This window comes from Rhodococcus sp. AC861 (genome assembly GCF_979256035.1).
In genome coordinates, this window is the sequence record NZ_CEEDMW010000004.1 from 377,138 (window position 1) to 403,948 (window position 26,811).

The window sequence follows — 26,811 nt, forward strand, 5'->3', positions numbered from 1 at the left end:
TGTCACCATGCCGTTCTTCAGTGTCGAACGTCGCGATTGACCATTATTTCTTCAGCGCGAGGACATCGCGCACACCATTCGATTCAGGAGACTCCATGTTCAGCATTCTCAACGGCCTCAGCTTTCTCAACTTCTCGTTCGGAGACCTGTTGCCCATCACGGATTTCCTGAACATCCTGAAGACTCTGAACGTCGGCTCGTAGGAGGCTTGTGGCGGAACACGACGATCCGAACGGTCCCACCGTCGGATCGTCGTGCGACGTGCCTATCGAGGGATGATGCCCGCATCCCGGTATCGCCCGAGTTGATCCGCGAAACTGTCTGTCGTGGAACGGAAGCCGAGGAAACCGGCTTGTCGACTCTTCGTCATGTCGGTCAGGCATTCCATGTCGCGCCCGAGGTCCGCATCGGTGTGCCACCAGGACGCCAAGCGAGTGACGTCAGATTCGACCAGGTCGTATTTCTCCGCGATACGCCGCCACACGGCAGGGGCATCGGACATCCGCGGTTCGAGCGGTCGCGGCTCGGAATCGAAGCCGACCGGCTCCACCCCGAAATGCGCCGCGATGCGCGGCCATAACCAACGCCACCGGAAAACGTCGCCGTTGGCAATGTTGAGCGCTTCGTTCGCGCCGTTCTCTGCGGTCGATGCCCAGATCATCTGTTCGGCCAACAACCCGGCGTCCGTGACGTCTGTCAGGCCGTCCCACTGGGTCTGCGAGCCGGGGAAGACGAACGGCGCCCCGGTCTCCTTGCAGATGGTCGCGTACACGGACAACGTGAGCGCCATGTTCATCGCATTGCCCACCGCGAAGCCGAAGATCGTGTGCGCTCGATGCACGCTCCAGGTGTAGCCGAGTCGCTCCGCCCCGGCGAACAACTCGTCCTCCTGGGCGTAGTAGAAGTTCGGGGTGTCGAGTCGATCCTCGGACTCGTGGAACGGCGTTTCGGCCGTGACGGCGTCGCCGTATGCATCGAACGGTCCCAGGTAGTGCTTGAGTCCGGTCATCAGGGCAACGTGGCGTACCGATTTCTCGTCCGCCAGTGCGTCGACGGTATTGCGCAGGGTCGCCGTGTTGACCTCGATGTTCTCGGCTTCGGTGTCCTGCTTCATCCACGCGGTGAAGAAGACGATGTCGGGAGCGGTTCCTCGCAGTGCCTCACGGAGCCCAGCGATGTCCATCAGGTCCGCGGTCACCGGTGTCACCCCCTCCACCGGGAGCGAGGTCTTGCGAGACAGCCCGTAGGTGGTCCACCCGGCCTCGACGAGTTGGCGGCAGATGGTCTGCCCCGATATGCCGGTCGCGCCGACGACGAGCGCCGTGCCCGGACGTGGTGAAGCCATGGACGAAGTGCCTCCGCTCTGGGGATCGCGTGTCGATCCCGCCGTCCGGCTACCCGTGGGCGCCGAGACGCAATCAGGAGGGCGTGAGCGAGGAGGACATCACGGTGTCGCATAGCCGTGCGAGCGATACTCCGTCGGCACGCGAGCGCTGTACGAGTACCCGTACCGCGTCGTCACGGTCCACACCGAGCTGCTCCATCACTATTCCTGTGCACTGGTCCAGCGACGCGACCGTGGACAGTGCGGTCACGTACCGCACCGCGTCGTTGGAGGACGCGGCGGCGATGACCTCGTCGAGCCGCTCGGAGAGCGCTGCCAGAGCCTCGGCCGGTCTGCCGGACCGTGCCCGACGGCTGTGTAGTTCGACCAGGGTGGCGGCGACGGCGGCCGATGCGTCGAGGGTGTCCGAGTGTGTCCGCCGATGGAACACGGTGTCGTGACCGATGGCGATGCGATCGCGTCCGCCTTGTTTCGCGGCGTACATCGCCTCGTCGGCGCGGGCGATCATCGCATCGAGCGCAGCGTCGACGTCGATGACGTTGTCGGTCCGGTCGAGGGTCGACGGGTGTGCTCGCGATGTTCCGATGCTGACCGTGACCGCGCATTCGGCGCGGACGGACCGCAGTACCGACAGTGCGACGTCGGCTCCGGGAGCGTGGTGGGCGACGACGAGGAATTCTTCTCCGCCGAGTCGCGCGACGATGGCGCCGCGAGGCACCGCGGACACGATCGTTCGGGCGACCGACTCCAGGGTCCGGTCGCCGTACGTGTGTCCGTGCGTGTCGTTCACGGCTTTGAAGTTGTCGATGTCGATGACCGAGGCGGTGATCGTCGCGTCCAGGCCTACCGCCGTGCGGAGCATCCCGTCGAGGAGCGGCAGAACACCTCGCCTGTTGAGTAGCCCCGTCAGGACGTCCGTTCGCGCCAGCAGGTCGTACCGGCGGCTCACGTCCGCCATCGACATGCGCAGGCTCCAGACCAGCAGAACCGGCACGACGACGATGGTGAGCGACGCGCCGGCGGCGACGGCGTCCGCTCCCCGGCTGGACGCGGAGTCCACACACAGGGCGGTCCCCAGGCCGGCCGCGAGGGTGGCGAACGCGGTGGCCGTCCTCGGCGGGGATGCCGAGGCCGCCAACACCGGCACGATCGTCAACAGCGCACTGACTGTCAACGTGTCGGCCGGGTCCGCGATACCGACCGCAGCCGCCGCGGTGCCGACCACCGCCATCGCGCCCGTGACCACGAATTGGCGTTCGGTCAATCGTCCGGTCCGGACCACGATGCCGACCACGACGACGGCAAGAACGATGGCGAGCGCCGTGGCCACCACGGGAACGAGACCGGGGTGGAACAAGCCGGGAATGCCCCATCCGGCTGCGAGTAGGAATGCGGACATGGTCACGGTGGTGGCCATCGCCAGTGATCGACGATCCTGGAATCGTCGCGAGGTCGACACGGCGGGCAGGTGTCGAGACGCTGACGTGAACCGACTGCGACGACCGGCATCGCTGTGTCGTCTCACACGAGTACCTCGGTTCCTGACCCACCGGCGGGAAGTCCAACTGTTCCGATGAGGGTACCGATTCACGGGCCTGACCGGGGCGTTCGAGCGCGAACAGGCGCTGCACCCGGCACCGGTCTCGTCGTCGGAGCAGGACGGCGACCGCATTGTCACGAGTCAGAATCACCGTGATCTCATTAGATCGAGGCGAAATCTGTTGCGCGATTTGACGTCTCGATGTTCCGGGTCTAGATTTCTGCTCACCATCAGGAGCGACCGAGAGACCTGGCTCGTCGACGTCGCAGCAACCCCCCTCTCCTGTCGAGGGTGTGGGTGCTACCGCCAGGACCGATGGAGGAGCACCGATGAACCACGATCCGCGGCGACGCCTGCACGTCGACCTGTGCCGAGTGAGCACCTGCGTCTGTACGCGCTGCTCCTGACTCGCGACCCCGACTTCCCGCCTCGAAAGGCCCCCCGATGTGCCCTGCTGTCTCGACCCCTGACCCTTTTCTCCGGTTCGTCCGGTGACGCAACTCGACGCTCGCCCCTCCGCGGCCGCCGCGGTGGACGACGTCCGTGACGAGGACCTCGTCGTCGCACGGACCTGGCATCCCTGGCGGTGGATCATCGCCGTCGCCACGCTGGTGGTGGTGGCGCAGTTCGGGCACGGACTGGCCACGAACGCCGGATGGGACTGGGGGACCTTCGCTCAGTACTTCACGGCCGCATCGGTCATGTCGGCACTCTGGCTGACCATCCAATTGACGTTCTGGGGAACGCTGATCGGGTTCGCCATCGGTATCGCACTCGCAGTAGCTCGGTTGTCGGCCAACCCGGTGCTGCAGGTGATCGCCTGGTTCTACATCTGGGCGTTCCGATCCATCCCGCTCATCGTGCAGCTGTTGTTCTGGTTCAACATCGCGTACCTCTACCAGACGCTGTCGCTCGGAATCCCGTTCGGACCCAGCTTCTTCCGGTTCGATGTCAACAACGTGATCAGTGGCTCCACGGCGGCCATCATCGGCCTGGCGCTGCACCAGGCGGCGTACTCCGCCGAGATCGTGCGGGCCGGCATCATCTCGGTCGATCAGGGTCAGCTGGAAGCAGCTGCGGCGCTCGGAATCCCGAAGCGGCGTGAATTCTTCAAGATCGTTCTCCCGCAGGCGATGCGGGGGATCCTGCCGAATGCGGCGAACGAAGTCATCAGCCTGTTCAAAGGCACGTCCATCGTGTCGGTCATGGCGATCGCCGAGCTGTTCTATCAAGTGCAGGTCATCTACGGCCGCAGCGGCCGCGTCGTTCCGCTGCTGATGGTGGCGACAGTCTGGTACATCATCCTCACGTCGATTCTGTCGATCGTGCAGTTCTACGTGGAGCGCCACTACGCGAAGGGTGCGGTACGCACCGTCCCGCTGACGCCACTGCAGCAGATACGGAAGCGATTCTCCGAGATCACCTTCGCCCCGAGAGGAGCAACACGATGACGCACTCCGTCGACGACTCCACCTATGCGGTCGAGGTGCGAGGTGTGCACAAGTCCTTCGGTGCGCTGAAGGTTCTCGACGGCGTGGACCTCGTCGTTCGTCCGGGTGAGGTCACCGCGATCATCGGCCCGTCCGGGTCCGGGAAATCGACACTCCTGCGGGTGCTCAACCACCTCGAGAAGGTCGATCGAGGAACGGTTCGCGTCGATGGTGACCTGGTCGGATATCGCCGCAGAGGCGCCAAGCTGCACGAACTCAGCGGCCGGGAGATTCTTCGACAGCGATCGAGGATCGGGTTCGTCTTCCAGAACTTCAACCTCTTCCCGCACCTGACCGTGCTGGAGAACGTGGTCGAGGCGCCGGTGTCGGCGCAGAAGCGCCCGCGTGCAGAGGTCGAGACCGAGGCGCTCGCGTTGCTCGAGCGTGTCGGTGTCGGAGCCAAGGCCCACGACTACCCCCGTCGCCTGTCCGGTGGTCAACAGCAACGCGTCGCCATCGCTCGGGCGCTGGCTCTGCGACCGAAGGTGATCCTGTTCGACGAGCCCACCTCGGCTCTCGATCCGGAACTGGTGGGTGAAGTTCTCGAAGTCATCCGCGATCTCGCCAGGGACGGGGCCACGCTCGTCATCGTCACGCACGAAGTCGCATTCGCCCGGGAGATCGCCGACACGGTGGTCTTCATGGACGGCGGCGTGATCGTCGAGCAGGGTACTCCCGCGGAACTCCTCGATTCACCCACACAGGACCGCACCAAGGCGTTCCTCGCACACGTTCTCTGACACCTCACTCGTCTTGCACTTCTCACCCACAAGGAACAGCCATGTCCGCACCACGAAGAACCGTCGCCCTCCTCACCGCTGCATTCGCCGCCGTCACCCTGACCGCGACGGCGTGCAGTGAGCCGACCGCCGAGTCCGAGGTCGTCACGACCGGAGGCCAGGTTTTCGACCTCACTCCCGAACAGTCGGGACGAGTCCGCGCGGAGAAGGTCGACGAGATCGCGGCCGAGGTTCCACAGGCCATCCGCGACCGCGGCACCCTCGTCGTCACCGGAGCCAGCGGCACGGCGCCGCCGCTGCGCTTCTACGCCACAGACGACACCACGACCGTCGGCTCCGAGGTCGACTTCTCGTATCTGATCGCCGACATCCTCGGTCTCACACCGCAGATCGAGGTCGCCGACTGGTCGCAGAACTTCGTCAAGGTCGATTCGGGCGAGAACGACGTGTTCATCTCCAACGTGACGGTGACCGAGGAGCGGAAGGACAAGTACGACTTCGCGACCTACCGTCTGGACAACATCGCGTTCGAGGCGAAGAAGGACAGTGGCTGGACAGTGTCGAAGAGGCAGGACATCGCCGGGAAGAAGATCGGTGTCGGTTCCGGAACGAACCAGGAGCAGCTCCTGGTGGACTGGAACGCGCAGAACGTGGCGGAGGGTCTCGCTCCGGCCGAGATCGCCTACTACCAGCAGACATCGGACTACTACCTCGCCTTGGGCTCGGGGCGTATCGACGGCTACCTCGGCCCCAACCCGTCCGCGATCTACCACGCCGCGACCGGTGGGGAGACGGAAGTGGTGGGCACCCTGTCCGGCGCCGGTGATGCACTGCAGGGTGAGATCGCTGTGCTGACGAAGAAGGACAACGGGCTCATCCAGGCCGTGCACGACGCCATCGACCACGCGATCGAGGACGGCAGCTACCAGAAGGTTCTCGATCGCTGGGGTCTGCAGAGCGAGGCCGTGCAGACCTCGGAGATCAACCCGCCCGGACTTCCGCGGCAGTGACCGTCGACGCCGGCATCGGCGACTCCGGGATCCAGTTCATGAGCATCACGCAGGACGATCCCCTGGCCGCGCCGCTACTGCACGACCTCGCGCGCGAGTACGCGTCACGGTACGGACGTAGTCCGGACGAACTGCGTGAAGAACTCGAGTCGTACCCGGGCGACGAATTCGCGGCTCCGCACGGTGCGTTGATCGTCGCCGTCCTGGGCGGAGTGCCGATCGCCGGCGGCGCGTATCGCCGATTCGACTGCCGAACAGCAGAGTTGAAACGTATCTGGACTGCCAGGGCTTATCGCGGTAAGGGGTTCGGGCGTCTGGTGGTCTCGGAACTCGAACGCAGTGCACGCGACCGGGGCTACCGACGGATCTACCTGACCACCGGATGGAATCAGTCGGAAGCGGTCGCGCTCTATCTCGCCGCCGGCTATCGGCCGCTCTACGACCAGGGCTTGCCGTCCGAGTCCGTCGGAATCCACCCCTTCGAGAAAGCTATCGCGGCCTAGCCCGCGCCGCACCCGTCACCACACACCATCGTCGAAGAATCGGAGACACCCCCGTGTCCACTCGTTCCGTCCTACTCGGCCTCGGCTCACTCGCCGCGGCAACGTCACTGCTGGCCGGCTGCGCCGGCAACGCGACGACATCCTCCGCCGACGCCGGCCCGGCGCAGCCGGGAGGCACACTGCGGTACGGACTCTCGGGCGCACCCACCTGCTCGGACCCGGCCCAGGCCGGCACGAATCAGACCATCTACGTGGTGCGCCAAGTGGTCGACTCACTGACCGATCAGGATCCCGACAGCGGAGAGATCGAACCCTGGCTCGCCGACAGGTGGGAGGTGAGTCCGGATGCGAAGTCCTTCACCTTCCACCTGAAGGACGGAGCCACCTTCAGTGACGGCACACCGGTGGACGCGGCCGCGGTCAAGGGCACCTTCGACTCCATCGTCACCACGGTCGGTGCGGCGAAAGCGCCACTCGCCGGGAGTTACCTGACCGGATACCAGGGGACCACCGTGGTGGACCCGCTCACAGCGCGGGTCGACTTCGCTGCCCCCAATGCGCAGTTCCTCCAGGCGAGTTCGACAGCGCAACTCGGTATCCAGGCTCCGGTGACGACCGCGGAGTCGGCGGAGGCCCGGTGCCTCGGCACGAATGTCGGGTCGGGCCCGTTCACGTACGCCGACTACCAGCAGGACCGTTCGGTCACTCTGGCCAAGCGCACCGGATACGCGTGGGGATCCGACGTCTTCGGGCACGACGGCGAGGCCTACCTCGACTCGATCGAGTTCACCATCGTTCCCGAATCGGGGGTCCGTACCGGAAGCCTGTCGTCGGACCAGCTCGATGCCGTCAGTGATGCTCTGCCGCAGGATGCCCCGCAGATCGAGGCGACGGGAGGCCGGGTCCTGACGACGTCCAATCCCGGTATGCCGTTCGGCTTCCAGCCCAATGTTTCGCGCGGTGTGCTGCAGGACCCGGCTGTGCGCGCCGCACTGGTGCCCGCGATCGACCGGCAGGAACTCGTCGACACGGTGCTCGGACCCGATTTCAAGCCCGCGACAAGCACGTTGGCCGGCACGACGCCGGGCTATGTGGCACTCCCAGAGGTCACCCACGATGCTGCGAAGGCCCAGTCGATCCTGGACGAGGCCGGGTGGGTGCCCGGTGCGGACGGCATCCGCGAAAAGGACGGGCAGAAGCTCAGCTTCTCGGTGATGTTCTCGCCTGTCTTCGCGGGGAATCAGGCGATTCTCGAGCTCACCCAGCAGCAGCTACGCACGGTGGGAATCGATCTGCAGCTCGAGCTGGTGTCGAACCAGGAGGCGACAGCGCGCCAGGGCACCAAGGACTACGACTCCACCTACTACAACAGCACACGCGCCGACGGAGACATCCTTCGCGCCACGTTCGCGGTCGATGGACGAAACCTCAACGCACGCGGCCCCATCCCGGCGCTGGACACTCTGCTGACGGACGAACTGTCGGCGACGGACACGGCGGAGCGCAACGCCCTCGTCGCGCAGGCACAGCAACAGGTGCTGGACAACGGCCTGTGGATCCCGACGATCGAGCTGTCCCAGGCGATCGGCGCATCGTCGGCCGTGCAGGACCTGAAGTTCGAGGCCTCGGCCAGGCTCCAGTTCTTCGACACCTGGTTGAGTGGGCGGTAGTCGTGCTCCGTTACCTCGCACAGCGTGTCGGGCAAGCACTACTGGTGTTGTGGGCGGCGTTCACGATCTCGTTCGTGGTGCTGTTCCTGCTGCCGTCGGACCCGGTGAGTCTGGCCGTCGACTCGGCCGGATCGGGGACTCCGGTGGACGCGGCAGCAGTGGCCGAGCTGCAGGCGCGCTACGGCCTCGACCAGTCTGTCTGGACGCAGTACCTGCACTCGCTCGGTGCTGCCGTCCGCGGTGACTTCGGATACTCAATTTCCACTGGGCAGAGCGTGACCACGGCGATTCTCGACGCCCTGCCCAGCACTCTGGCGTTGGCGGGAACGGCATTGGTCCTGGCGGTGCTGTTCGGAAGCACGGTCGCCTACCTTGCGACCTACACGCAGGTCTCGTGGTTGCGGACCGCCTTGCTCTCGCTGCCGCCGCTCGGAGTCGCCGTTCCGACGTTCTGGGTGGGACTGCTCCTGCTGCAGCTCTTCTCGTTCCGACTCCGGTGGTTCCCGGCGTTCGGTGATGCGGGTGTCCCGAGCCTGGTGCTCCCGGCGGTCACCCTGGCCCTGCCGACCGGCGCGGTGATCGCCCAGGTGTTGGCGACCAGCATGAGCACCACATGGCGTCAACCGTTCGTCGATGTCGCGCGGGCCAAAGGAGTGCCGCGCCGACGGGTGCAGTCCCGGCACATTCTCCGGTTGTCGTCGATCCCGGCGTTCACCATCGCGGGGGTGCTCGTCGGCACGCTGCTCGCCGGGTCCGTCGTGGTGGAGACAGTGTTCTCGCGCGCCGGTGTGGGTCGGTTGACGCAGACATCGGTGATGGCTCAGGACATTCCGGTCGTGCAGGGCATCGTCGTGCTCTCGTCACTGGTCTTCGTGGCCGTCAACCTCCTGGTCGACCTGCTCTACCCGTTGATCGACCCGCGCATCGTCGCCGATCACCGCACACACTCGACCACACCGTCGACGACGCAGGAGAAGGCGAATGTCTGACATCTTGACGCGTGACCTCGTGCTCGAGGAGCGAGCATCCGAGTCCGCCGAACACGGGCACAGCCGACGACGTGTCGGAGTGCGGACCGTCCTGCGCCGCGCCGGCCTCGCGCTGTCGATCCTCGTGCTCCTCCTCGCGGGGGGATTTGCAGTGTTCCCGTCGCTGTTCGCGGGCGGTGATCCATTGACCGGCGTGCCGGCCGACAAGCTGCAACCACCCAGTGCCGCCCACTGGTTCGGGACCGACAACATCGGTCGCGACGTGTTCACCCGCGTCGTCCACGGGTCCGGACTGTCCCTGACGGCAACACTGCTCGCCGTAGCGATCGCCCTGGTCGCCGGGTCCCTTCTGGGACTTCTCGCGGGTGCGGTCGGCGGTGTCGTGGACGCGGTGCTGATGCGCGTCGTCGACGTCCTGCTGTCCATCCCCACCCTGCTGTTGTCACTGGCGTTGGTCACCGCCCTGGGCTTCGGCACCGTCAACGTCGCCATCGCCGTCGGGGTGACCCTGGTGGCGAACTTCGCCCGCGTCATGCGGTCCGAGGTGCTCCGGGTCCGGCGGTCGCTCTACGTCGAAGCTGCATACGCGTCGGGCGTGCGGTGGTTCGACGTAATCCGTCGACACATACTCCGCAACTCCTACGGCCCTGTGATCGCGCTCGCTGCAGTGGAATTCGGCATGGCAGTACTGGCGGTGTCCTCGTTGAGCTTCCTCGGTTTCGGAGCTGTACCCCCGACGCCCGAATGGGGATCGTTGATCTCGGAAGGCCGTAACTTCCTCGCCACCGCGTGGTGGATGACCACGCTGCCCGGTCTGGTGATCGTGGCGGTGGTGCTCTCGGCTCACCGCGTCGGTCACGCACTGGACAGGGAGGGACGTCGATGAGCGCCGTTCTCGAGGTCCGCGATCTCGCCGTCGGATACGGCGACACCGCGGCGGTGCGCGGGGTGTCGTTCACCGTCGATCGCGGAGAGGTGGTCGCGATCGTCGGAGAATCCGGGTCGGGGAAGTCGACGACCGCGCATGCGATCATCGGTCTCCTTGCCGGCACCGGACACATCACCGGCGGATCGGTGTCCTTCGACGGCGAGCGGATCGACACTGCGTCGGACAAGGCGCTCGACCGGTTGCGGGGCCGACACATCGGCCTGGTTCCGCAGGATCCCACGACGTCGCTGAACCCTGTTCAGCGCGTCGGCGAGCAGGTGGCCGAAGTGCTGCGGGTGCACGGTCTCGCCAGTCGTCGCTCGGCTCGCATCGATGCCGTGCAGATCCTGGCGGACGCCGGACTCGACAACCCTGAGGTACGCGCGCGTCAGTACCCGCAGGATCTGTCCGGAGGGCAACGTCAACGAGTGCTGATCGGGATCGCCCTCGCGTGCCGACCGGAGTTGGTCATCGCGGACGAACCCACCAGTGCGCTGGACGTCACGGTGCAGCGACGCATTCTCGACCACCTCGACGCGAGGATCGCCGAGACCGGAGCCGGCGTTCTGTTGATCACGCACGATCTCGGTGTGGCGGCCGACCGAGCCGACCGCATCATCGTCATGAAGGACGGCGAGATCGTCGAGACGGGCCCCACCGCGGAGATTCTGTCGACACCGCGCCACGCGTACACGCGATCGCTTCTCGCTGCGGCTCCGTCCCTGAACTCGGCGCTGCGACCGGTGTCCATGGCTCCGGTAGTGCCGATCCTCACCGTGTCGGGCGTGTCCAAGACGTTCCGCATCGGCCGCGGTGTCCACCTGGACGCGGTCCGCGACGTCTCGTTCACCGTGGAGCGCGGCCGGACCCTGTCCCTCGTGGGTGAATCGGGGTCGGGCAAGTCGACGGTGGCCCGGATCGCGACGGGTCTCGAGACGGCGACCTCCGGATCGGTCACGTTCGACGGTACCGAGGTGGGATCGTTGCGCGGAGCTCGGTTGCGGGAGCTGCGTCGGCGCATCCAGATCGTCTACCAGAATCCGTACGCGTCGCTGAACCCGTCGATGCGCATCCGCGACATCGTGCGAGAGCCGTTGGATGCGTTCAGGATCGGGACGTCCGCCGAGCGTGCGGCGCGAGTGGAGGAGCTGATCGACCAGGTAGCTCTGAGCTCGGGCCATCTGGCGCGACGCCCGGCCGAACTGTCCGGTGGACAGCGTCAGCGAGTGGCCATCGCGCGGGCGTTGGCGCTGCGTCCGGACCTGGTGGTTCTGGACGAGCCGGTGTCCGCGCTGGACGTGTCGGTGCAGGCGCAGATTCTCGCGCTCCTCGACGAGCTCCAGCGGGAGCTGTCCCTGAGTTATCTCTTCATCTCCCACGATCTGGCGGTGGTTCGGCAGATCAGCGACACCGTGGCGGTGATGCAGTCGGGCTCGATCGTCGAGTTCGGCACCACCGCAGCGATCTTCGACGACCCGCAGCAGGAGTACACGCGTGAACTCCTCGATGCCATCCCCGGGCATACACGGACAGTTCCGATCACGCCGAGTCGAACCATGTCGGTTGCCTCCGCACCTGCCTACTCTCGGCGCTTATGACCCGGGAATCCTTAGTGCGCACGGTTCGACAGTGGTTGTTCGACCAGAGTGAGGCCAGTGCGTGCGCGTGCGTCGAGGCGGCCGTACGAACCTCGTTCTGAGAACGAAGGGCGCGGATCCGCGTCAGGCCGCGGACCGCGGGCGGGCGACGGCCACGACCAGCGCTCCGAGGATCGTGACGCCCACGACGACCGCCACCGCCTGATTCCATCCGTGGAAGGCAGCGCCCGGTGCGGTGCCGGCCGAGAGGACCACGACGGACACCACGGTGACGCCGATCGCGGATCCGAGGTAGCGGGCGGTGTTGTTGGCGCCGCTTCCCATGGCCGCGCGACCGGGCGGGACGCTGGCCAGGGATTCGCGTCCCAACGCTGCGTTGACGATTCCGGTGAACGCGCCCGCGATGATCAGACCGGGAACGAGGCGGAGAGGCGACGACGACTCGGACAGTCCGAGGAACAGCGAGACCCCGATCGCCACGCCGAGCAGGCCGACGGCGAGCTGGGTCCGTCCCGACACGGCCGCCGGAATGTGGCGTGCGAGAAGGGCGGTGACGACGCTGGTGGCCGCCCACGCGAACAGCAGCAGCGCGCTGTCCAGCGCGTCGAGGCCGAACGCGGCGCCGACGAACCCTGCCATGTACGACATCAGGGCGATGACTCCGACACCGGTGGTGAGAGCTGCGACGGTGGCCGCGATGAAGGCGGGTTGGCGGAACAGCGCCAGATCCAGCATCGCCGACGACGAGCGACGCTCGTGCAGAACGAATCCGACGATCAGGACGGCCGCCACCGCTGCCAGGACGAGGGGGACGGGCCTCGACCAACCGCCACGCCCTTCGACGAGCGCGGCGAGAAGTGCCGACAGTCCGCCGGACAGGGCGACGGCGCCGATGATGTCGAGTCCTCGCGGTGTCTCCGTGCGAGATTCGGTGACGTACCTGGTCGCCAGGACTGCGAGGACGAGGGTCGCGGCGGTCAGGACCCAGTACGCGCCACGCCAGGATCCGAGACGGTCGAACGAGGCGGAGATCAAGGGTCCGAGGGTGATTCCGGCGCCGACGCTCGCTCCCCAGATGCCGCCGGCGCGGGCACGGAGCGGCCCGGGTTCGAAGGCGTGGGCGATGACTCCGAGGCTGGACGCGACGACGGCACCCGCACCGACACCCTGGACGACCCTGGCCAGGACGAACACCAGGGTCGAGGGCGCCACGGCGCACACTGCGGAGGCCGCCGCGAGGAGCACGAGACCGAGGGCGAAGGTCCGTCGGCGGCCCACGTCGTCGGCCAGGGCGCCGGACACCAGCAGTGCCGCACTCAGACCGATGCTCATCGAACTGAGAATCCACGTCCGTCCGGCCGCGTCGCTGTCCAGTGAGATCGCGGTGCTCCCGATCGTCGCCAACGGGTAGGTGAAGGCGGCCAGGGACAGCAACGTTCCCGCTGCCGCCACGGGGAGCGGTCGGGCGAGTGGGGGAGCGGTACGCACGGTCATCGACGATCCTTCGGTTCGGTGACCGAACCGTAGCCCGGCGACATGGTTCGGTCAACAGACCGGACGGGTACGCTCGCCGCATGGCGATCGGTCAGGGCTATGCGGAGCAGGACTGCTCGTTGGCGCGAGCACTCGAGATCGTCGGTGAGCGATGGACATTGCTGATCGTGCGGGATTCGCTCTTCGGCGTCCGCCGGTTCTCCGACTTCGAGCACCACCTGTCGATGTCCAAAGCCGTCCTGACACAGCGGCTCTCCATGTTGGTGGACAACGGACTGCTGCAGCGGGAACCCGTCGGAGGGCGCGAGGAATACGCGCCGACGGACGCGCTCGTCGGGTTGTGGCCGGTGCTGCACGCCCTCACCGAGTGGGGTGAGCGAGTCGCTCCCGCGCCCGGCGGACCGCGTCGGCTGTTCCGGCACGCGGCGTGCGGCACTCGACTGGACGGCCACGGCCGGTGCTCCGTCTGCGATGTCGTGCCGGCGGCGTCTGCCGTCGAGATGCACCCGGGTCCGGGAATGTCCGGTTCGCCCAGGCCGGGCGCCGTGTCGCGAGCCCTGCGCGACACCAAGCGGCTGGTGGATCCGATCAGATGAGCAGGGCGCCCGTGGACGGGCACTTTTGCGACGCCATTACGCTGCATCGGAACAGTGTCTGTACGTCCGTGCCCTCACCCCGGCGCGGTGGAACGAGAGTGGAGCACGCATGACCCTGCCGCCCAGCGATGGGATCGAACTGGCGCGAGTCGTCGGGACGACGGATGGCGAACGAACCGGATCGGTGCCGGTGAGCGACCTCGCCGACATGGCGCGAACGTTGCGCGGCACTCGTCGGTCCGTGGACGAGACGTTGGCAGCCCTGGTGCAGTCGGCCAAACACCTGATGCCCGGCGTCGACCATGCCTGCGTCACCGTCATGAACGGGTCCCGCCGCAAGATCCATGCGCGGACGGACGATGTCGCGGCGGACCTGTGCAAAGTGCAGTACGAGCTGGGCGAGGGCCCGACCGAGAACGAGATCTGGCAGGTCGACACCGTCATTGCGGAGAATCTGCGTGACGAGCGGCGCTGGCCCTCCTTCGCTGCCGCAGCCCACGAGCGGGGTGTGGAGAGTATGGCGGCGTTCCGGCTCTACATCGACTCGACGTCCAAGGACCTCGGCGTCCTCCTGCTGTTCAGCAGAGCCGGTGACACGTTCGGTCCGGACCAGCAGATCGTCGGTGCCGCCCTCGCCGCACACGGTGCGGTGGCACTGCTGAGCGCACGTGACGACGAGAACTTCCGCGACGGCCTGGCCAGCCGAGACGTCATCGGTCAGGCCAAGGGAATCCTGATGGAACGGTTCGACGTCGATGCCGTCCAGGCTTTCACCATGCTCGCGCAGATCTCGCAGTCCGAGAACAAGCCTCTGCGCGAAGTGGCGCTGACGCTGATCGAGGACTCGCACCCGACACTGTCCGTCTCGGACGGGGCCGCCTGACCTCGGGGTCGGAACAATGTAGGGCTCGGGTGCGTTGTCGGTGAGGACGCGACCGAACGAGGTCGAGCCATGCTCATGTAAGGAGACAGAGATGTCGGAGAACCACGCTTCGGGCACCGCGCCTACGGCCACCGAGACGGCGATCCTGGCGGGCGGTTGCTTCTGGGGTGTCGAAGAACTGATCCGCAAGCAGCCGGGCGTTCTGTCCACACGCGTCGGCTATTCGGGTGGCGACGTCCCCAACGCCACGTATCGCAATCACGGTACGCACGCCGAAGCCGTCGAGATCGTCTTCGACCCCTCGCGTACGTCGTTCCGGAACCTGCTCGAGTTCTTCTTCCAGATCCACGATCCGTCGACGAAGAACCGTCAGGGCAACGACCGCGGAGTCAGCTACCGCTCGGCGATCTTCTACACCTCCGACGAGCAGAAGAACGTCGCGCTGGACACCATCGCCGATGTCGACGCGTCGGGAATCTGGCCGGGCAAGGTCGTCACCGAGGTGACTGCCGCAGGCGACTTCTGGGAGGCCGAGCCGGAGCACCAGGACTACCTGCAGCGCATCCCCAACGGCTACACGTGCCATTGGGTACGCCCCGACTGGAAGCTCCCGCGTCGTAACGCCGACGCTGTCAGCTGATCCTCGACATCCGTCCGACGCCCGTCGCTCCCGTCAGGAGCGGCGGGCGTTCTTCGTCAGTTCGACTGTCGCCGAGCGCAGTTCGTCGATCGACGAAATGGGGGAGAGGTAGCCGACTCGCGTGTAGGCGACGCCGTTCGGTGTGGTGACGGCGATGTCGAGCCCGTACCGATCGGCTCCCGTGCACGTCGCCGAGACAGCGTCCGGGTATCCGCCGAATGCCGCGGTCATCTCTCGGAGTGCGTCGGCGTGGTCCGCATTGAGATGGTCCACGGCGTAGGCAGAATCCGGCCGCACCGGATCCGGCGACGCCTGCGTGTAGTCCTGTGCAATAGCGGAATCCATGCGGCCGTATCCGCCGACCCAGCGGACCCGGTCCACCCGCATCTGCCACACCGTGAAATCGCTGTAGTCGATGTAGTACTTCGCGGCGGGCACGGCGGCGAGATGAGCGTCCCGCGCGACCGCAGCGTCCTCTCCCGTGGGCCTGAAGACCATGCCGGCGAGGGTGATGCGCCCGCTGGCCAGCGGATCCTCGTTCTCACCGGGAGCCACGACGGACAGGCTGACCCGCTGATCCGCGGCGAGATTCCGCCCGTGCTCGGCCATATGGGACACGCACAGAACCGGATCACCCCCGACCAGTCCGTACGTGACGAAGGACGCCCACGGGTGGCCGTCGGACGACAGGCTCGCGAGCGTCGCGGTGTTGGTGGACGCTGCCACGGTGCGGGCTTCCTCCGCGGCGCTGGGACGTCGTGGCTCGGTGACCGGCGCAGAAGGTTCCGGCATCGAGGGAGCGTCACCCGGGTCGCCGTGATCGAGGGAAGCCATGGCCGTCAGGGTACCGGTGTCACCCGAGGATCGGGGTCTCCTCGTCGCTGTGGCGGTAGGTGTAGAACGTGGTGACGATGCAGACCGCCGTCGCCACGATGAGGATCTGCGGTCCTGTGATGGCCAGGCTGATGATGCCGCCGAGCACCGCACCACCGACGAACGACGCATACAGAAGGGCGTAGCCCAGCCAGTCGGAGGCGGAACCGCCCGCCATGTGCCGCTCGATGCCCTGGCCCATCTTGACCAGCGTGCCGGTGACATAGCTGAGCGGGATGACGACCTCGCCGTTCTTGCTGAACGAGGTGTTGAGCGCGCCCATCGCGAAGGACACGAACAGGATGGGCAGGAACTCGACTCGGGATGCGGCGATTCCGCTCTCGATGACGTCCACGACGCTGGCGATGGCCAGGAACACGCTCGTCAGAACGGTGGCGCCGTGCGGGTGGTCGCTCCACAGCCGTCGGCGGCAGATCGACGCGACGACGACGCCCGCGACGAAGGTGACGATCAACGCGATCGCCGCCCCCGCCATGGCGTTCTGCCCGCGGAAGAACCCGAGCGCCGCACGTTCGGAGTTGCCTGTCATGAAGGTAACGAAGTAGCCGGCCGTGTTGGTGAAGGCTGCGGCACCCACCAGACCGGCCAGGCCGGCAAGCACCCAGGACAACCGAGCTTCCTTGTCCGCGATGGCATTCATGAATTCCGACGGTAGAGCGAGTACCGGCTCACGTCGTCATGGCGATTGTCACTGCCTCTCGGGTTGAGAGCGCCTCCACCGTATGTAGACGACCGATATCTCCTGTTTCCTCGGTAACGGTCACAACGTCCGACAGAATCGTACGATCGGCACGGACGAGCATCGAAAAGGACGGTCATGACCGAGGGATCCACACCGGACACACACCCCGATCTTCCGCTGTCGGAGGTGCGAGTTCTGGAGCTGGGCAATTACATCGCCGGCCCGACCGCGTCACGGCTGCTCGCCGACTTCGGGGCCGAGGTGATCAAGATCGAACGACCCGGGACAGGGGACGAAACCCGCTCCTGGCGTCTCTACAAGGGTGATACGTCGATGTTGTTCCACAGCCTCAACCGCGGCAAGAAATCGGTGGTGCTGGATCTGCGCACCGAGGAGGGGCGCCGGGACGTTCTCCGTATCGCGGCGTCGTGCGACATCGTCGTCGAGAACTTCCGCCCCGGAACGCTCGAGAAGTGGGGCATCGGTCCGGACGTCCTCGAGGCGACGAGGCCGGGGATCATCCTCGTCCGAGTCTCCGCGTACGGACAGAGCGGACCGTTGTCCGCCCGCCCGGGATTTGCCGCAGTATCGGAGGCGCACAGCGGATTCCGGGAACTGGTCGGCGATCCGGACAGGCCGCCCGTGCGAGTGGGCGTGTCCATCGGCGACACCATCGCCGGCCTGTACGCCGCGTTCGGTGCGGTCATGGAGTTGTACCGGCGAGGGCTCAGCAGCGGTCCGCAGACGGGATCTCGGACCGTCGACGTCGCGCTCGGCGAGTCCATGCTGTCGATGCTCGAGTCGCTCGTCCCGGACTATTCCGCCTACGGCGTCGAGAGGACCAGGCTCGGAGGCCGGATGGAGGGGATCGCGCCGTCCAACGCCTACGTGTGTTCCGACGGCCTCTCGATCGTCGTGGCCGGCAACGGTGATGCGATCTTCACGCGCTACATGCTCGCCATCGACCGACCGGATCTGGCGTCCGACGAGGAGCTCGCAACGGGACCGGGGCGCTGGGCGCGTCGAGACGAGATCGACGACGCCATCGGGGAATGGACCGCTACCAGGACACGCGACGACGCGCTCCGACTGCTCGGCGCCGCTGACGTGCCGTGTGGGGCCATCAACACCGCGGCCGACGTCTCGGTGGATCCGCAGTTCGTGGCGCGCAGAATGATCGAGACGGTGTCGGTCGATACCGGTGACGACGAGACGATCGATGTCCTCTTCACCGGGGTCGTCCCGGTGCTGGGGGAGCGGACGGGCCGTGTCCGCCCTCCGGGGCCCGCCTTGGGGCAGCACACAACCGAGGTGTTGGACAGCGTCGGCGAGCACACCGATCACGCGTGAGAGTGCATCTCCCACACCAGGATCTCTGCGCCGTCACCGGTGACGCGGTGTCCACCGGAGTCGGTGACACGAAGGGCGTCGCCCTCGTCCAGCGTGCCGACACCGTCGACGGTGACGGTGCCACGGGAGACGAACACGTGCACGAACGGGGCTCGGGGGAGCAGCACCGGCGTTCCCGCCACGAGTCGTGAGACATGCAGCGCCGCAGCGCCGTTGCCCAGTCCGACGGCGGTGCCACCGCGGTCGCGTTCCATCCCGGATGCGACGGTGATCAGCCGTCCCGACGCCAGATCCTCGCCGGCCGCGTACTCCTCGTAGCTCGGTTCCAATCCGAGGCGATCCGGCGGTAACCACATCTGGACCACCCGCAGGCGAGCCCTCGAGCTGTACCCGGCCGCGTTGCGCTCGGAGTGCACGACTCCCGTCCCTGCACTCATACGTTGCGCCAGACCTTCGGTGATCACGCCCTCGTTGCCCATCGAATCGCGGTGGACGAGCGCTCCCTCGAGAACCCACGTGACGATCTCGACGTCCGCGTGCTGGTGACTGTCGAACCCTTCTCCGGCGTCGACGGTGTCGTCGTTGTGGACGAGGAGGAGGCCGAACGCGTTGGCGGCCAGATCGTAGTTGCCGGCAACGGGAAACGACTGACGCGAATCCAGCCACCCGTCGCGCCACCGGATGCGCTCGGCCGAGGGAATCACGACGACGCTCATCGCGGCAACGCTACCGGCCACCCGCCGGCTATCGGCTCCGAGCGGGCCGGGGGGTTCGCAGTACCAGTGACCACAGCGCTGCCAGCACGGCCAGGGAGATGACGAAGGCGGCCATCGCGGTCCACCCGAACGCCTGGAAGATCACACCGCCCGTCCACCCGACGATGCTCGATCCCCCGTAGTAGAAGAGGTTGTACAGCGAGGCGGACTGCGCCCGGCCCACGGTCGCACGGTGCCCGGTCCATCCGGATGCGATGGCATGCGCGGCGAAGAATCCGATGGTGAAAATCACCAGTCCCACGAGGACGATCGCCAAGGCGTCGAACGCGGTGAGGGCGACGCCGGCGATCATGACGCCGGTCGATCCGGCGAGCACGACACTCCGCCCGAAACGCCCGGCGAGCTGACCCGCCACACGTGAGGAGACGGTTCCACTGAGATACGCGACGAAAATCAGGCTGATCAGCGACTGTGGAAGACCGAACGGGGCTGCCTCGAGCCGGAACCCCAGGTAGTTGTAGACGGTGACGAATCCGCCCATCAGCAGAAACGCCTGTCCGTACAGGGCGCGCATACCCGGGTCGCGCAGGTTCGACATGATCTTCTCGCGCAGACCCGGCCCGTCCTGTCCGTCGGGAAGGGCTCGCCGCGGAGTGGGTGCCAGCCGCAGGAAGGTCGCCGCGGCCAGTGCCGCGATGATCGACACGGTGAGCGTGCCGATGCGCCAGTTGGTCGCCTCGGCCACCGGACCGGCGACGATGCGGCCCAGCAGGCCGCCGATGGTCGTTCCGGACACGTAGGTGGCCGCGGCGACCGCGGTGTGGCGGCGGTCCACTTCCTCGCTGAGGTATGCGATCGCGATGGCAGGCAGTCCGCCGAGGGCGGCTCCCTCCAGGAACCTGACGCCGAGAAGCATCGGCAACGAGGTGGACAACGGGACGACGAGTCCGAGGGCTGTGGCGGTGACGATCGAGATGCTCATGGCCCGGACGCGTCCCACCCGGTCCGCCACCATCGACCACGGAAGTACCGCGACCGCGACGCCGACGGTGGCGCATCCGACGGCGAGGGACGACTGCGACGGCGTGATGGAGAGCGACGACGCGATCAGCGGCAGGATGCCCTGCACGGAGTAGAGCTGGGCGAACGTCGCGATACCGGCCAGGAGCAGGGCCGCGACGAGCTTGCGGTACTCCCGCGATCCCTTGACGTGGCCGTCCCACTGATCCTGCGCGATCGGCGTGTCGGTGAAAGAACGATCGGTGCTCACAGTCATCGACGGTAGGCCGGTGACGATCCATTCGTCCAATGCATTCGACGTCGTCGATCGATGATCTCGGCGTATCTTTCGGGCATGCGCACCGAGGCCGAATCGCTGCTGCCGCTGATCCCTACGCTGCTGGCCGTGGCCGACACCGAACACATCACCGAGGCCGCCCACCGGCTCGGCGTTCCGCAACCGACCGTCAGCAGGCAATTGGCTCGCGCGTCGTCGATCCTGGGTGTTCCGGTGATCGAACGACGCGGTCGCGGAATCGCTCTGACGGCGGCGGGTCGAGCTCTGATGCCGTTCCTCGAACGTGCCGCTCGCGACGTGGAGGCCGGGCTCGACGCGATGAGCGAACAGGATGCCCGGACGCGCGGCCGCATCTCGGTGAGCTTCCAGAACACTGTCGGCGAGGGTGTCCTGCCACTGCTGATCCGACGGTTCCTGGCCGACCACCCGGCGGTGACGTTCGCGCTCGATCAGGGCGCACGCGCTCGGTGCCTGGACCGGCTGGAGGACGGCCGCGCCGATCTGGCCTTCGTCTCCCTCGGCGACGAGCACGGTCCCGACACGTCGTTCGGGCTGTACGAGGAACGCCTCGTCGCGGTGGTTCAGGCGCACCACCGTCTGGCCGGGCGACGGGTCATGGACCTCGTGGAGACCGCGGACGAGCCGTACGTCGTCATGGAGCACGGTTACGGGATGCGCTCGGTGTGCGAAACGCTGTGGGCGGACGCGGGTATGGCGCCCACCATCGCCTTCGAAGGGCAGGACTTCCATACGGTGCGCGGACTGGTCGGTGCGGGACTCGGCGTGAGCGTCCTCCCACCCGCGAACGGCTCCGCAGGGGTGTTGCCCACTGTCGACATCGCGTTGAACGACAGGGCAGCGCGTCGGCGGATCGGAGTGGTGTGGCCCGCTCGGCCGATGCCGGCTCCCGCCGTCGCGTTCCGCGACATGGTGGTGCGGCGAGGCCCCGCTATCGTCGGCCGCTGACGTCCTGCAGGACGGGGCCGTGGCGATCGGGTTCGACGAGGCCCGCGGGTGCGGACTTCGCCACCAAGCCCGCAGCAGCCATGACGGCCAAAATGCCGACGGCGCCGAGAGCGGCGGACGAGGTGACGAGGTAGTCCAGCACGGGGGATTGCTCCTGACGATCGAGTGGTTCGGTGACGATCACCAGAGTGCGCGTCCGACCCGCGATCCTGCTGACAGGAAGCTGGGAAGTGCCTGTGGGTCCTTCGGCTACCGGGCCATGCCGCGATGCATCACCCTGTCGCCGACGACCCCGGAATGGTCCGCCCGGTGCATGACGCACCGGTTGTCCCACAGCACGACGTCGCCGGGCTGCCAGGTGTGCCGATAGACGTTTCTCTCCGCGGTGGAGTGGTCGTAGAGGAACTGCACGGTCCGGGCCGTCTGCTCAGCGGTCATCCCGCTGATGGAGGCGCACCGCTTGGGCGTGGACATGTACAGCGACCGGCGCCCCGAGAGAGGATGCAGGGCCGCCAAAGGATGCTCCGCGGACGACTCGGCATCGTCTGGCAAGTCCAGTCCGGTGACGACGTGGGTCAGAGTGCGGTCCCCGAGATCCGAACGCATGTCGACCGGCAATGTCTCCCACGCGCGGTACTGGTTGCTGAAGACGGTCTGCCCGCCCTCGCGGGGGACCGTCACCGCGCGGAGAGCGGTGTAGGACGGCGGCTTCGCGACGTAGCTCGTGTCCACATGAAAGGTGGATCGGGGAGTCGTGGTGCGGCCGACGTTGCTGATGACGTTCAGATCGGGATGTCCGTCGACGGGCGTCTCACCCTCGGTGAAGACGATCTCGCCGAGGCTTCGGAGGAAGTCGGCGAAGCGCACGTCGTCGAGGGTCTGCGCGCGGAACACGACGACGCCGTGCTCCGCGGCGAGAGTGCGGATCTCCTCGACCTGAGAGGGTTCGAGCGACTCGACGTCGGCGTCCTCGACGAGCACTCCGACAGGGTCGATGACGGTATGGCGCATCAGCGTTCTCCTTCTTCGGCGAGTTCCTTCAGGCCGCTCGCGAACAGATCGGGCAGATCGATACCGGCAGCGGCGGCCATCACGGCCACGACACTGCCGAGGGCGTACGAGCAGTACAGGCCGGCCTCGAGGAACCACGGCCGACCGTCCGGGTCGATGCGGAAATCGAACAGGCTGTAGTGCCGACAACCCAACGCGCGGTGAGCGATTCGTGCCATCTCCCACACCCGCACGGTCACCGGATCGTCCTCGGCGACGATCCATGCCCGCGTCGCGTTCTTCGCCACCAGGTACAGCTCGCCGTCGTCGTCGCGGGCGAGTTTGTCGTCACGGGTGCGGATCGGCTTGCTCGTCGCGTCGACCGCGTATTCCTCGAGCGGCAGACACACGTCCTGCCCGTCGACGACGACGATGCCGCACCGCACCTCGCGGCCGAGGTCGATGTAGGTCTCGACCAGCACTCGCTCGGAATGACGACCGGCGTCCTCGAGTGCCGCCGCGTAGTCGTCGGCAGTCCGGGCCAACGCCACTCCGACGGAATTGTCGGCGTCGACGGGCTTGACGACGACCGGAAGGGGGAGAGGGCTGCCGCCGTCGCTCCGCGCCGTCACCACGACGCCCTCGGGTACATCGACCCCTGCGGCGGCGACGATCGCCCGCGTCCGGGCCTTGTCGGCGGCGAGGGCCATGACATCGGCTCTGTTGCCCAGCAGAGGGATTCGAAGCACGTCGAACAGTGCGCGGTACGAGGTCATGCCGGGAAGGCAGAACATCTGCGGGACCACCGCGTCGATACCGAGGGCGGCGATGTGATCGAGTGCTCGGGACACCGACATCGCGTCCGCCGCGGCGACGGCCGCGTCGGACAGGTCGGCCGGGAACCGCCATGTCGAATCGGGGGAGACCAGGGCGATGTGCATGGTGTATCTCGCCGGGTCGGCGAGGGAGGACAGGGCGTCCCGCGCGTAGACGCGCGAGAGGTCCGAGTGGAAGTCGTCGACGGCCGAGCCGACGAGGTGCAGGATCGCCAGGGTTCCCGAGGTGTCGGGAGTCGTCGTGTCAGTCACCGCCGGCCTCCACGAGCTTGCCGATGTTGGCGTCGACTCGACTCCACGACCCGCCCTTGCGCAGGTTCGCCCACAGCAATGACGGCAGGTGCCGGTGGTAGAGCATGAAGTACGGCAGCGGATCCCAGCGGGTGAAGACCGCGTCCTTGCCACCGAGGATGGTCCGCAGTCGGTGCGCGCGTCCCGGCTCGGTGAGCAGCCGCCAGACCTCGTGATAGAGCCAGTAGGTGGGACGTGCGGTCGGGAGTGGAGTGATGACGGCATGGCCGTCCTCGAGGTACGCCGCCGCGACGTCCGGGTGATCGTGGAACATCGTGATGGCCGAGTGTGTGCGCGGGTTGCACTCGATGGCGTAGGGGTGACCGTCGGCGCCCTCGATGAAGTCGAAGGACACCTGACCTGTGAGCCCGAGCTCGCCCACGAAATGCTCGACCCAGGAGCGGATCTCGGGTTTGTCCACCATCGCGTAGTTGATCTGGAACGCGGAGGACTCGCAGCACCCGTACACCTGGACCCGTCCGTTCCTGACGGTCGAGTGAGTGCAGTACTCCTGCCCGTCCACGAACTCCTGCAGGATCCAGGGATCGTCGGCCGACATGGACAACCGAGAGATGAACTCCGCGTTGGCATCCGGCGTATTCCGGGACAACGGCGTCAGGTCCATGCGGCCGACCGGGTTGTAGGCGATCCGTTTGAGGATGAAGCGGCGCCCCGGCGGGAAGTCGAAATCGAGCAGTTGTCGGCGATCGGTGATCAGGTGGGACTGCGGAACTCGGAGGCCCAGCGATTCGGCCGTCTTCGAGAACTGGACCTTGTCGTCGAGCATCGCCACCGTGGCGGAGTCCACATGAATGACGTCGCACACCCCGGCGAGCAGTCGGCCGACCTCCGCGTCGGGGACGCTCGATGCCGGGCTCGACACGGGAACGAACACGTCGGCGTTCTCGCGGCGGGCGATCTCTGCGACAGCTTCGGCATAGCCGACGTCGGACGCCTCGGGGACGGTGTGGAAGACGTCGACGGCTCGGGAGAACCGATGAGCGGTGTAGCGGTACTTCGCCGACTCCACCAGGACGACGCGGTGTCCTGCCCCATGGAAGGAGCGTGCGAGTTGGAGCGACTTGGTCATCTTGCCGCCGTTGATCAGCACCGTCCGCCGTTCCCGGGCGGGAGTTCCCGGAGCGGTGCGCCGTGACCCGACCGTGGTGGCGACGGCGATCAGATCGAGTGGGGCAGTGAGCGCCAGCACCGCCAGCGCCGTGACGGACCGGCCGGTCGTGCCCCTCATGATGCGGTCGATCGACGGATGAGAGTCAGTCCGTCCCGTAGCGGGAGGACGACCTGCTCCACGCGGGGATCCGCGGCGACCGCGTCGTTGAACGCCGCGATCGCAGAACCGTTCACCGACCGGGACTCGTCGAGGTACGGCTCGCCCTGCAACAGCGTGTTGTCGACGGCGATGACAGCGCGGGGCGCCAGCAGTGTCGAGTCGAGCAGCGCATTCAGGTAGTGCAGATACCCGCCCTTGTCGGCGTCGATGAAGACGAGGTCGAAGGTGCGCTCGTCCGACGCCAGGGAGAGAAGAGTGTCCGCCGCGGGCCCGACGACGATGTCGATCCGATCGCCGACGGGGGAGGCGTCGAAGCACGACCGCGCGAAGTCGGCGACCGCCCGGTCCACCTCGCAGGCGACCACGCGTCCACCCGCCGGAAGTTCCTCGGCCATCGCCAGCGCCGAGTAGCCGGTGAACATGCCGATCTCGAGAACGTTCACCGCACCGGTCATGCCGACGAGGAACTTGAGGAACTGACCCTCGACGTGGCCGGACAGCATTTCCTGCTCCAGGGCGCTCCCGGCCCACTCGGCCGACCTGGTGCGAGCAGCCAGGTCGGCCAGAGCAGGGGTTTCGGGGGACGTGCACCGGTCCAGGTACGGATCGAGACCGGCGACGACATCGCGAGCACGCCGTAGACGCGCGACGATGTCGTCACCGCTGCTGCCCGACGCGATCTCGTCGCACAGAACCGTCAGCTCGTGCGCCGCGATCGTCGTCGGAGTGACCGGACGTGGCCCCGCTGTTTCGTGCGTATCAGGCATCGGTCGACGAACCGACTCCGGCCTCGGGCGCAGGTGAGGTGAACATGTCCACGCCGTCACCGTCCCGATCGTGCTCGAGACAGATCTTCTTGTGCAGCGTGAGCGTGTCCGCCAACTCGTCGACGGTCACGTCGTTGAGGAATTCGCACGACCCGATGGGCGCCGGCACTGCCGCGCGGAGAATCCCATCACGAGTCTTGAGAATGGACGACGTGGCGTCGGCCAGCAGGTCGGCCGTGAGATAGCTGCTGTCGAGTGCGAGACCGATGCGGCTCATGACTCCGAGAACTCGGTCGCGGTCCTCGGCGGTGATGTGTCCGCGCTGTTCGGCCAGCGTCGTCGACAAGGCCATGTCGATGTTGATGGCGTGCCCGTGGAAGAACGGAGCGGGCGGAGTCAATTCGAGTGTGGGGCTCCAGGTGTGGCCGAAAGCGATCACGCGATCGAGGTCGATCTCGTGGAGATTGGGCGCTTCCAGTTCCAGCATCGTCGCGATCGCCTTGTACGTCAGACGGTCCGCGATGTCCCGCAGCTCGGCGGTGCCGTCGAGGTGTCCGAACCGCGTCGTCAGCAACTCGGCACCGTGCTTCTCGAGCATCTCGAAGATCTCGAGGTTGCCCACCACCGAGATCTTGATCAGTTCGGCCATGCCGTTGCGAACCTGATCCTCGGGCAATGTGGCGAGGAAACTGAAGTCCAGCAACACCTTCTGCGACGCGTGGTACGCGCCCAAGCGGTTCTTGTGCTTGCCGTAGTTGACGGCGACCTTGATGCTCACGCTCGCGTCGATCAGACCGATGAGCGTGGTCGGGATGCGGATGTAGGGGGTGTTGCGTCGGTAGCTCGCGCAGGCGAAACCGGCCACGTCGGTGGTCAGGCCTCCGCCGACGACCAATACCGGCTCGGTGCGGACGAGTCCGAACTCGTCGAACTTGCCGACGATGCGTTCGAACGTCTCGATCGACTTGGCCGTCTCCTTGATCTGGACGGGTACGACCGTCAGATCGATGTGGTGATGGGCGAAGTACGCGGTGATCCGGTCGTTGTACAGCTCGAGGACGCTGTCGTCCACGACCATGAGGCATCGGCCGTAGGGGGTGTAGCTGTCGGCGAGTTCGGTGTTGTCGACGTCGAAGACGCCGTCGACGTAGACCAGGTCGTACTCGATCTTCTCGTAGCCCTCCACATGGAAGGTTCTCTCGTCTGCCGTCACGCTTGCTTGAAGATTGCTCACTTGCATCTCTCCCGGGGAAAACAGTGCGCGAGCGGGGCGCTCGGCGCTGGAAAGGTGGAGTCGGACTCTCG

General features: G+C 66.6%; 26 protein-coding genes and 1 riboswitch. Of the genes, 13 read left to right on the forward strand and 13 right to left on the reverse strand.

The window, feature by feature from the left end; translation table 11 throughout:
- Window positions 1-265: 265 nt before the first annotated feature.
- Together AC0IX4_RS15270 and AC0IX4_RS15275 are read right to left on the reverse strand one after the other, a co-directional pair.
- On the reverse strand, window positions 266-1,345 hold the full coding sequence (locus AC0IX4_RS15270) for an SDR family oxidoreductase (RefSeq protein ID WP_471829700.1): 1,080 nt from the start codon (window positions 1,343-1,345) through the stop codon (window positions 266-268).
- 73 nt (window positions 1,346-1,418) lie between these two features.
- Complete coding sequence (locus AC0IX4_RS15275) at window positions 1,419-2,804, reverse strand: diguanylate cyclase (protein WP_471829702.1); 1,386 nt, start codon at window positions 2,802-2,804, stop codon at window positions 1,419-1,421.
- A gap of 305 nt (window positions 2,805-3,109) precedes the next feature.
- Window positions 3,110-3,207: riboswitch (SAM riboswitch) on the forward strand.
- Window positions 3,208-3,376: 169 nt separating this feature from the next.
- Between AC0IX4_RS15275 and AC0IX4_RS15280 the strand changes: the two genes are divergently transcribed.
- The 8 genes from AC0IX4_RS15280 to AC0IX4_RS15315 all read left to right on the forward strand — a co-directional run bounded on the left by AC0IX4_RS15280 (window position 3,377) and on the right by AC0IX4_RS15315 (window position 11,813).
- Window positions 3,377-4,336 carry an amino acid ABC transporter permease gene (locus tag AC0IX4_RS15280; RefSeq protein ID WP_471829703.1) on the forward strand — a complete coding sequence of 320 codons (960 nt, stop codon included), beginning with the start codon at window positions 3,377-3,379 and terminating at the stop codon, window positions 4,334-4,336.
- Window positions 4,333-5,115, forward strand: coding sequence for an amino acid ABC transporter ATP-binding protein (locus tag AC0IX4_RS15285; protein ID WP_471829705.1), 783 nt, complete (start codon window positions 4,333-4,335; stop codon window positions 5,113-5,115). Before AC0IX4_RS15280 ends, AC0IX4_RS15285 begins: the two co-directional genes overlap by 4 nt.
- Window positions 5,116-5,156: 41 nt before the next feature.
- Window positions 5,157-6,125, forward strand: coding sequence for an ABC transporter substrate-binding protein (locus AC0IX4_RS15290; protein WP_471829706.1), 969 nt, complete (start codon window positions 5,157-5,159; stop codon window positions 6,123-6,125).
- A 38-nt stretch (window positions 6,126-6,163) separates the two neighbouring features.
- Complete coding sequence (locus tag AC0IX4_RS15295; protein ID WP_471829933.1) at window positions 6,164-6,628, forward strand: GNAT family N-acetyltransferase; 465 nt, start codon at window positions 6,164-6,166, stop codon at window positions 6,626-6,628.
- Between the two features lie 107 nt (window positions 6,629-6,735).
- Window positions 6,736-8,298: an ABC transporter substrate-binding protein gene (locus AC0IX4_RS15300; RefSeq protein ID WP_471829934.1), complete on the forward strand. Its 1,563-nt coding sequence runs from the start codon at window positions 6,736-6,738 to the stop codon at window positions 8,296-8,298.
- A gap of 2 nt (window positions 8,299-8,300) precedes the next feature.
- Entirely contained in the window at window positions 8,301-9,287 is a 987-nt protein-coding gene (locus AC0IX4_RS15305) for an ABC transporter permease (protein WP_471829708.1), read from the forward strand.
- A complete protein-coding gene (locus AC0IX4_RS15310; protein WP_471829710.1) occupies window positions 9,280-10,173 on the forward strand; it encodes an ABC transporter permease in 894 nt (297 codons plus the stop codon). Before AC0IX4_RS15305 ends, AC0IX4_RS15310 begins: the two co-directional genes overlap by 8 nt.
- Window positions 10,170-11,813, forward strand: coding sequence for a dipeptide ABC transporter ATP-binding protein (locus tag AC0IX4_RS15315; protein WP_471829712.1), 1,644 nt, complete (start codon window positions 10,170-10,172; stop codon window positions 11,811-11,813). The genes AC0IX4_RS15310 and AC0IX4_RS15315 overlap by 4 nt, the downstream gene beginning before the upstream one ends.
- Before the next feature lie 123 nt (window positions 11,814-11,936).
- Here AC0IX4_RS15315 and AC0IX4_RS15320 read toward each other — a convergent pair whose 3' ends face one another.
- The gene (locus AC0IX4_RS15320; protein ID WP_471829714.1) at window positions 11,937-13,307 is read right to left on the reverse strand and encodes an MFS transporter; all 1,371 of its coding nucleotides are present in this window, start codon (window positions 13,305-13,307) and stop codon (window positions 11,937-11,939) included.
- 80 nt (window positions 13,308-13,387) lie between these two features.
- On the opposite strand from AC0IX4_RS15320, the gene AC0IX4_RS15325 reads away from it, so the two are divergent.
- The 3 genes from AC0IX4_RS15325 to msrA all read left to right on the forward strand — a co-directional run bounded on the left by AC0IX4_RS15325 (window position 13,388) and on the right by msrA (window position 15,426).
- Entirely contained in the window at window positions 13,388-13,903 is a 516-nt protein-coding gene (locus AC0IX4_RS15325) for a winged helix-turn-helix transcriptional regulator (protein ID WP_042573041.1), read from the forward strand.
- Window positions 13,904-14,012: 109 nt separating this feature from the next.
- A complete protein-coding gene (locus AC0IX4_RS15330; RefSeq protein ID WP_052493100.1) occupies window positions 14,013-14,786 on the forward strand; it encodes an ANTAR domain-containing protein in 774 nt (257 codons plus the stop codon).
- A gap of 91 nt (window positions 14,787-14,877) precedes the next feature.
- The gene (gene msrA / locus AC0IX4_RS15335) at window positions 14,878-15,426 is read left to right on the forward strand and encodes a peptide-methionine (S)-S-oxide reductase MsrA (protein ID WP_471829716.1); all 549 of its coding nucleotides are present in this window, start codon (window positions 14,878-14,880) and stop codon (window positions 15,424-15,426) included.
- A gap of 33 nt (window positions 15,427-15,459) precedes the next feature.
- Here the strand turns inward: msrA and AC0IX4_RS15340 are convergent, their stop codons facing one another.
- Together AC0IX4_RS15340 and AC0IX4_RS15345 are read right to left on the reverse strand one after the other, a co-directional pair.
- On the reverse strand, window positions 15,460-16,260 hold the full coding sequence (locus AC0IX4_RS15340) for a HugZ family pyridoxamine 5'-phosphate oxidase (protein ID WP_471829718.1): 801 nt from the start codon (window positions 16,258-16,260) through the stop codon (window positions 15,460-15,462).
- A gap of 19 nt (window positions 16,261-16,279) precedes the next feature.
- Window positions 16,280-16,960, reverse strand: coding sequence for a YoaK family protein (locus tag AC0IX4_RS15345; RefSeq protein WP_471829720.1), 681 nt, complete (start codon window positions 16,958-16,960; stop codon window positions 16,280-16,282).
- Between the two features lie 177 nt (window positions 16,961-17,137).
- On the opposite strand from AC0IX4_RS15345, the gene AC0IX4_RS15350 reads away from it, so the two are divergent.
- Window positions 17,138-18,352, forward strand: a complete 1,215-nt coding sequence (locus AC0IX4_RS15350) for a CaiB/BaiF CoA transferase family protein (RefSeq protein ID WP_471829722.1) — start codon at window positions 17,138-17,140, stop codon at window positions 18,350-18,352.
- Here the strand turns inward: AC0IX4_RS15350 and AC0IX4_RS15355 are convergent.
- Together AC0IX4_RS15355 and AC0IX4_RS15360 are read right to left on the reverse strand one after the other, a co-directional pair.
- Window positions 18,343-19,068 (reverse strand): pirin family protein, encoded by a 726-nt coding sequence (locus AC0IX4_RS15355; RefSeq protein ID WP_056069860.1) that lies wholly within the window; start codon window positions 19,066-19,068, stop codon window positions 18,343-18,345. The two genes, AC0IX4_RS15350 and AC0IX4_RS15355, sit on opposite strands and share 10 nt — an antisense overlap.
- A gap of 28 nt (window positions 19,069-19,096) precedes the next feature.
- Window positions 19,097-20,338 carry an MFS transporter gene (locus AC0IX4_RS15360; protein WP_471829724.1) on the reverse strand — a complete coding sequence of 414 codons (1,242 nt, stop codon included), beginning with the start codon at window positions 20,336-20,338 and terminating at the stop codon, window positions 19,097-19,099.
- An 84-nt stretch (window positions 20,339-20,422) separates the two neighbouring features.
- Here AC0IX4_RS15360 and AC0IX4_RS15365 point away from each other — a divergent pair, with 84 nt between their 5' ends.
- Window positions 20,423-21,331 carry a LysR family transcriptional regulator gene (locus tag AC0IX4_RS15365; RefSeq protein ID WP_471829726.1) on the forward strand — a complete coding sequence of 303 codons (909 nt, stop codon included), beginning with the start codon at window positions 20,423-20,425 and terminating at the stop codon, window positions 21,329-21,331.
- Here AC0IX4_RS15365 and AC0IX4_RS15370 read toward each other — a convergent pair.
- The 6 genes from AC0IX4_RS15370 to AC0IX4_RS15395 form a co-directional block, all read right to left on the reverse strand.
- Window positions 21,315-21,515, reverse strand: coding sequence for a hypothetical protein (locus AC0IX4_RS15370; protein ID WP_471829727.1), 201 nt, complete (start codon window positions 21,513-21,515; stop codon window positions 21,315-21,317). The genes AC0IX4_RS15365 and AC0IX4_RS15370 overlap by 17 nt on opposite strands.
- A 65-nt stretch (window positions 21,516-21,580) precedes the next feature.
- A complete protein-coding gene (locus AC0IX4_RS15375; protein WP_471829729.1) occupies window positions 21,581-22,342 on the reverse strand; it encodes a TauD/TfdA dioxygenase family protein in 762 nt (253 codons plus the stop codon).
- Complete coding sequence (locus tag AC0IX4_RS15380) at window positions 22,342-23,409, reverse strand: D-alanine--D-alanine ligase family protein (RefSeq protein WP_471829730.1); 1,068 nt, start codon at window positions 23,407-23,409, stop codon at window positions 22,342-22,344. Before AC0IX4_RS15380 ends, AC0IX4_RS15375 begins: the two co-directional genes overlap by 1 nt.
- Window positions 23,402-24,697: an ATP-grasp domain-containing protein gene (locus AC0IX4_RS15385; RefSeq protein ID WP_471829731.1), complete on the reverse strand. Its 1,296-nt coding sequence runs from the start codon at window positions 24,695-24,697 to the stop codon at window positions 23,402-23,404. Before AC0IX4_RS15385 ends, AC0IX4_RS15380 begins: the two co-directional genes overlap by 8 nt.
- Window positions 24,694-25,506 (reverse strand): O-methyltransferase, encoded by an 813-nt coding sequence (locus tag AC0IX4_RS15390; RefSeq protein ID WP_056069849.1) that lies wholly within the window; start codon window positions 25,504-25,506, stop codon window positions 24,694-24,696. Before AC0IX4_RS15390 ends, AC0IX4_RS15385 begins: the two co-directional genes overlap by 4 nt.
- The gene (locus tag AC0IX4_RS15395; RefSeq protein WP_235579468.1) at window positions 25,499-26,719 is read right to left on the reverse strand and encodes a sedoheptulose 7-phosphate cyclase; all 1,221 of its coding nucleotides are present in this window, start codon (window positions 26,717-26,719) and stop codon (window positions 25,499-25,501) included. The genes AC0IX4_RS15390 and AC0IX4_RS15395 overlap by 8 nt, the downstream gene beginning before the upstream one ends.
- Between the last annotated feature and the right edge of the window lie 92 nt (window positions 26,720-26,811).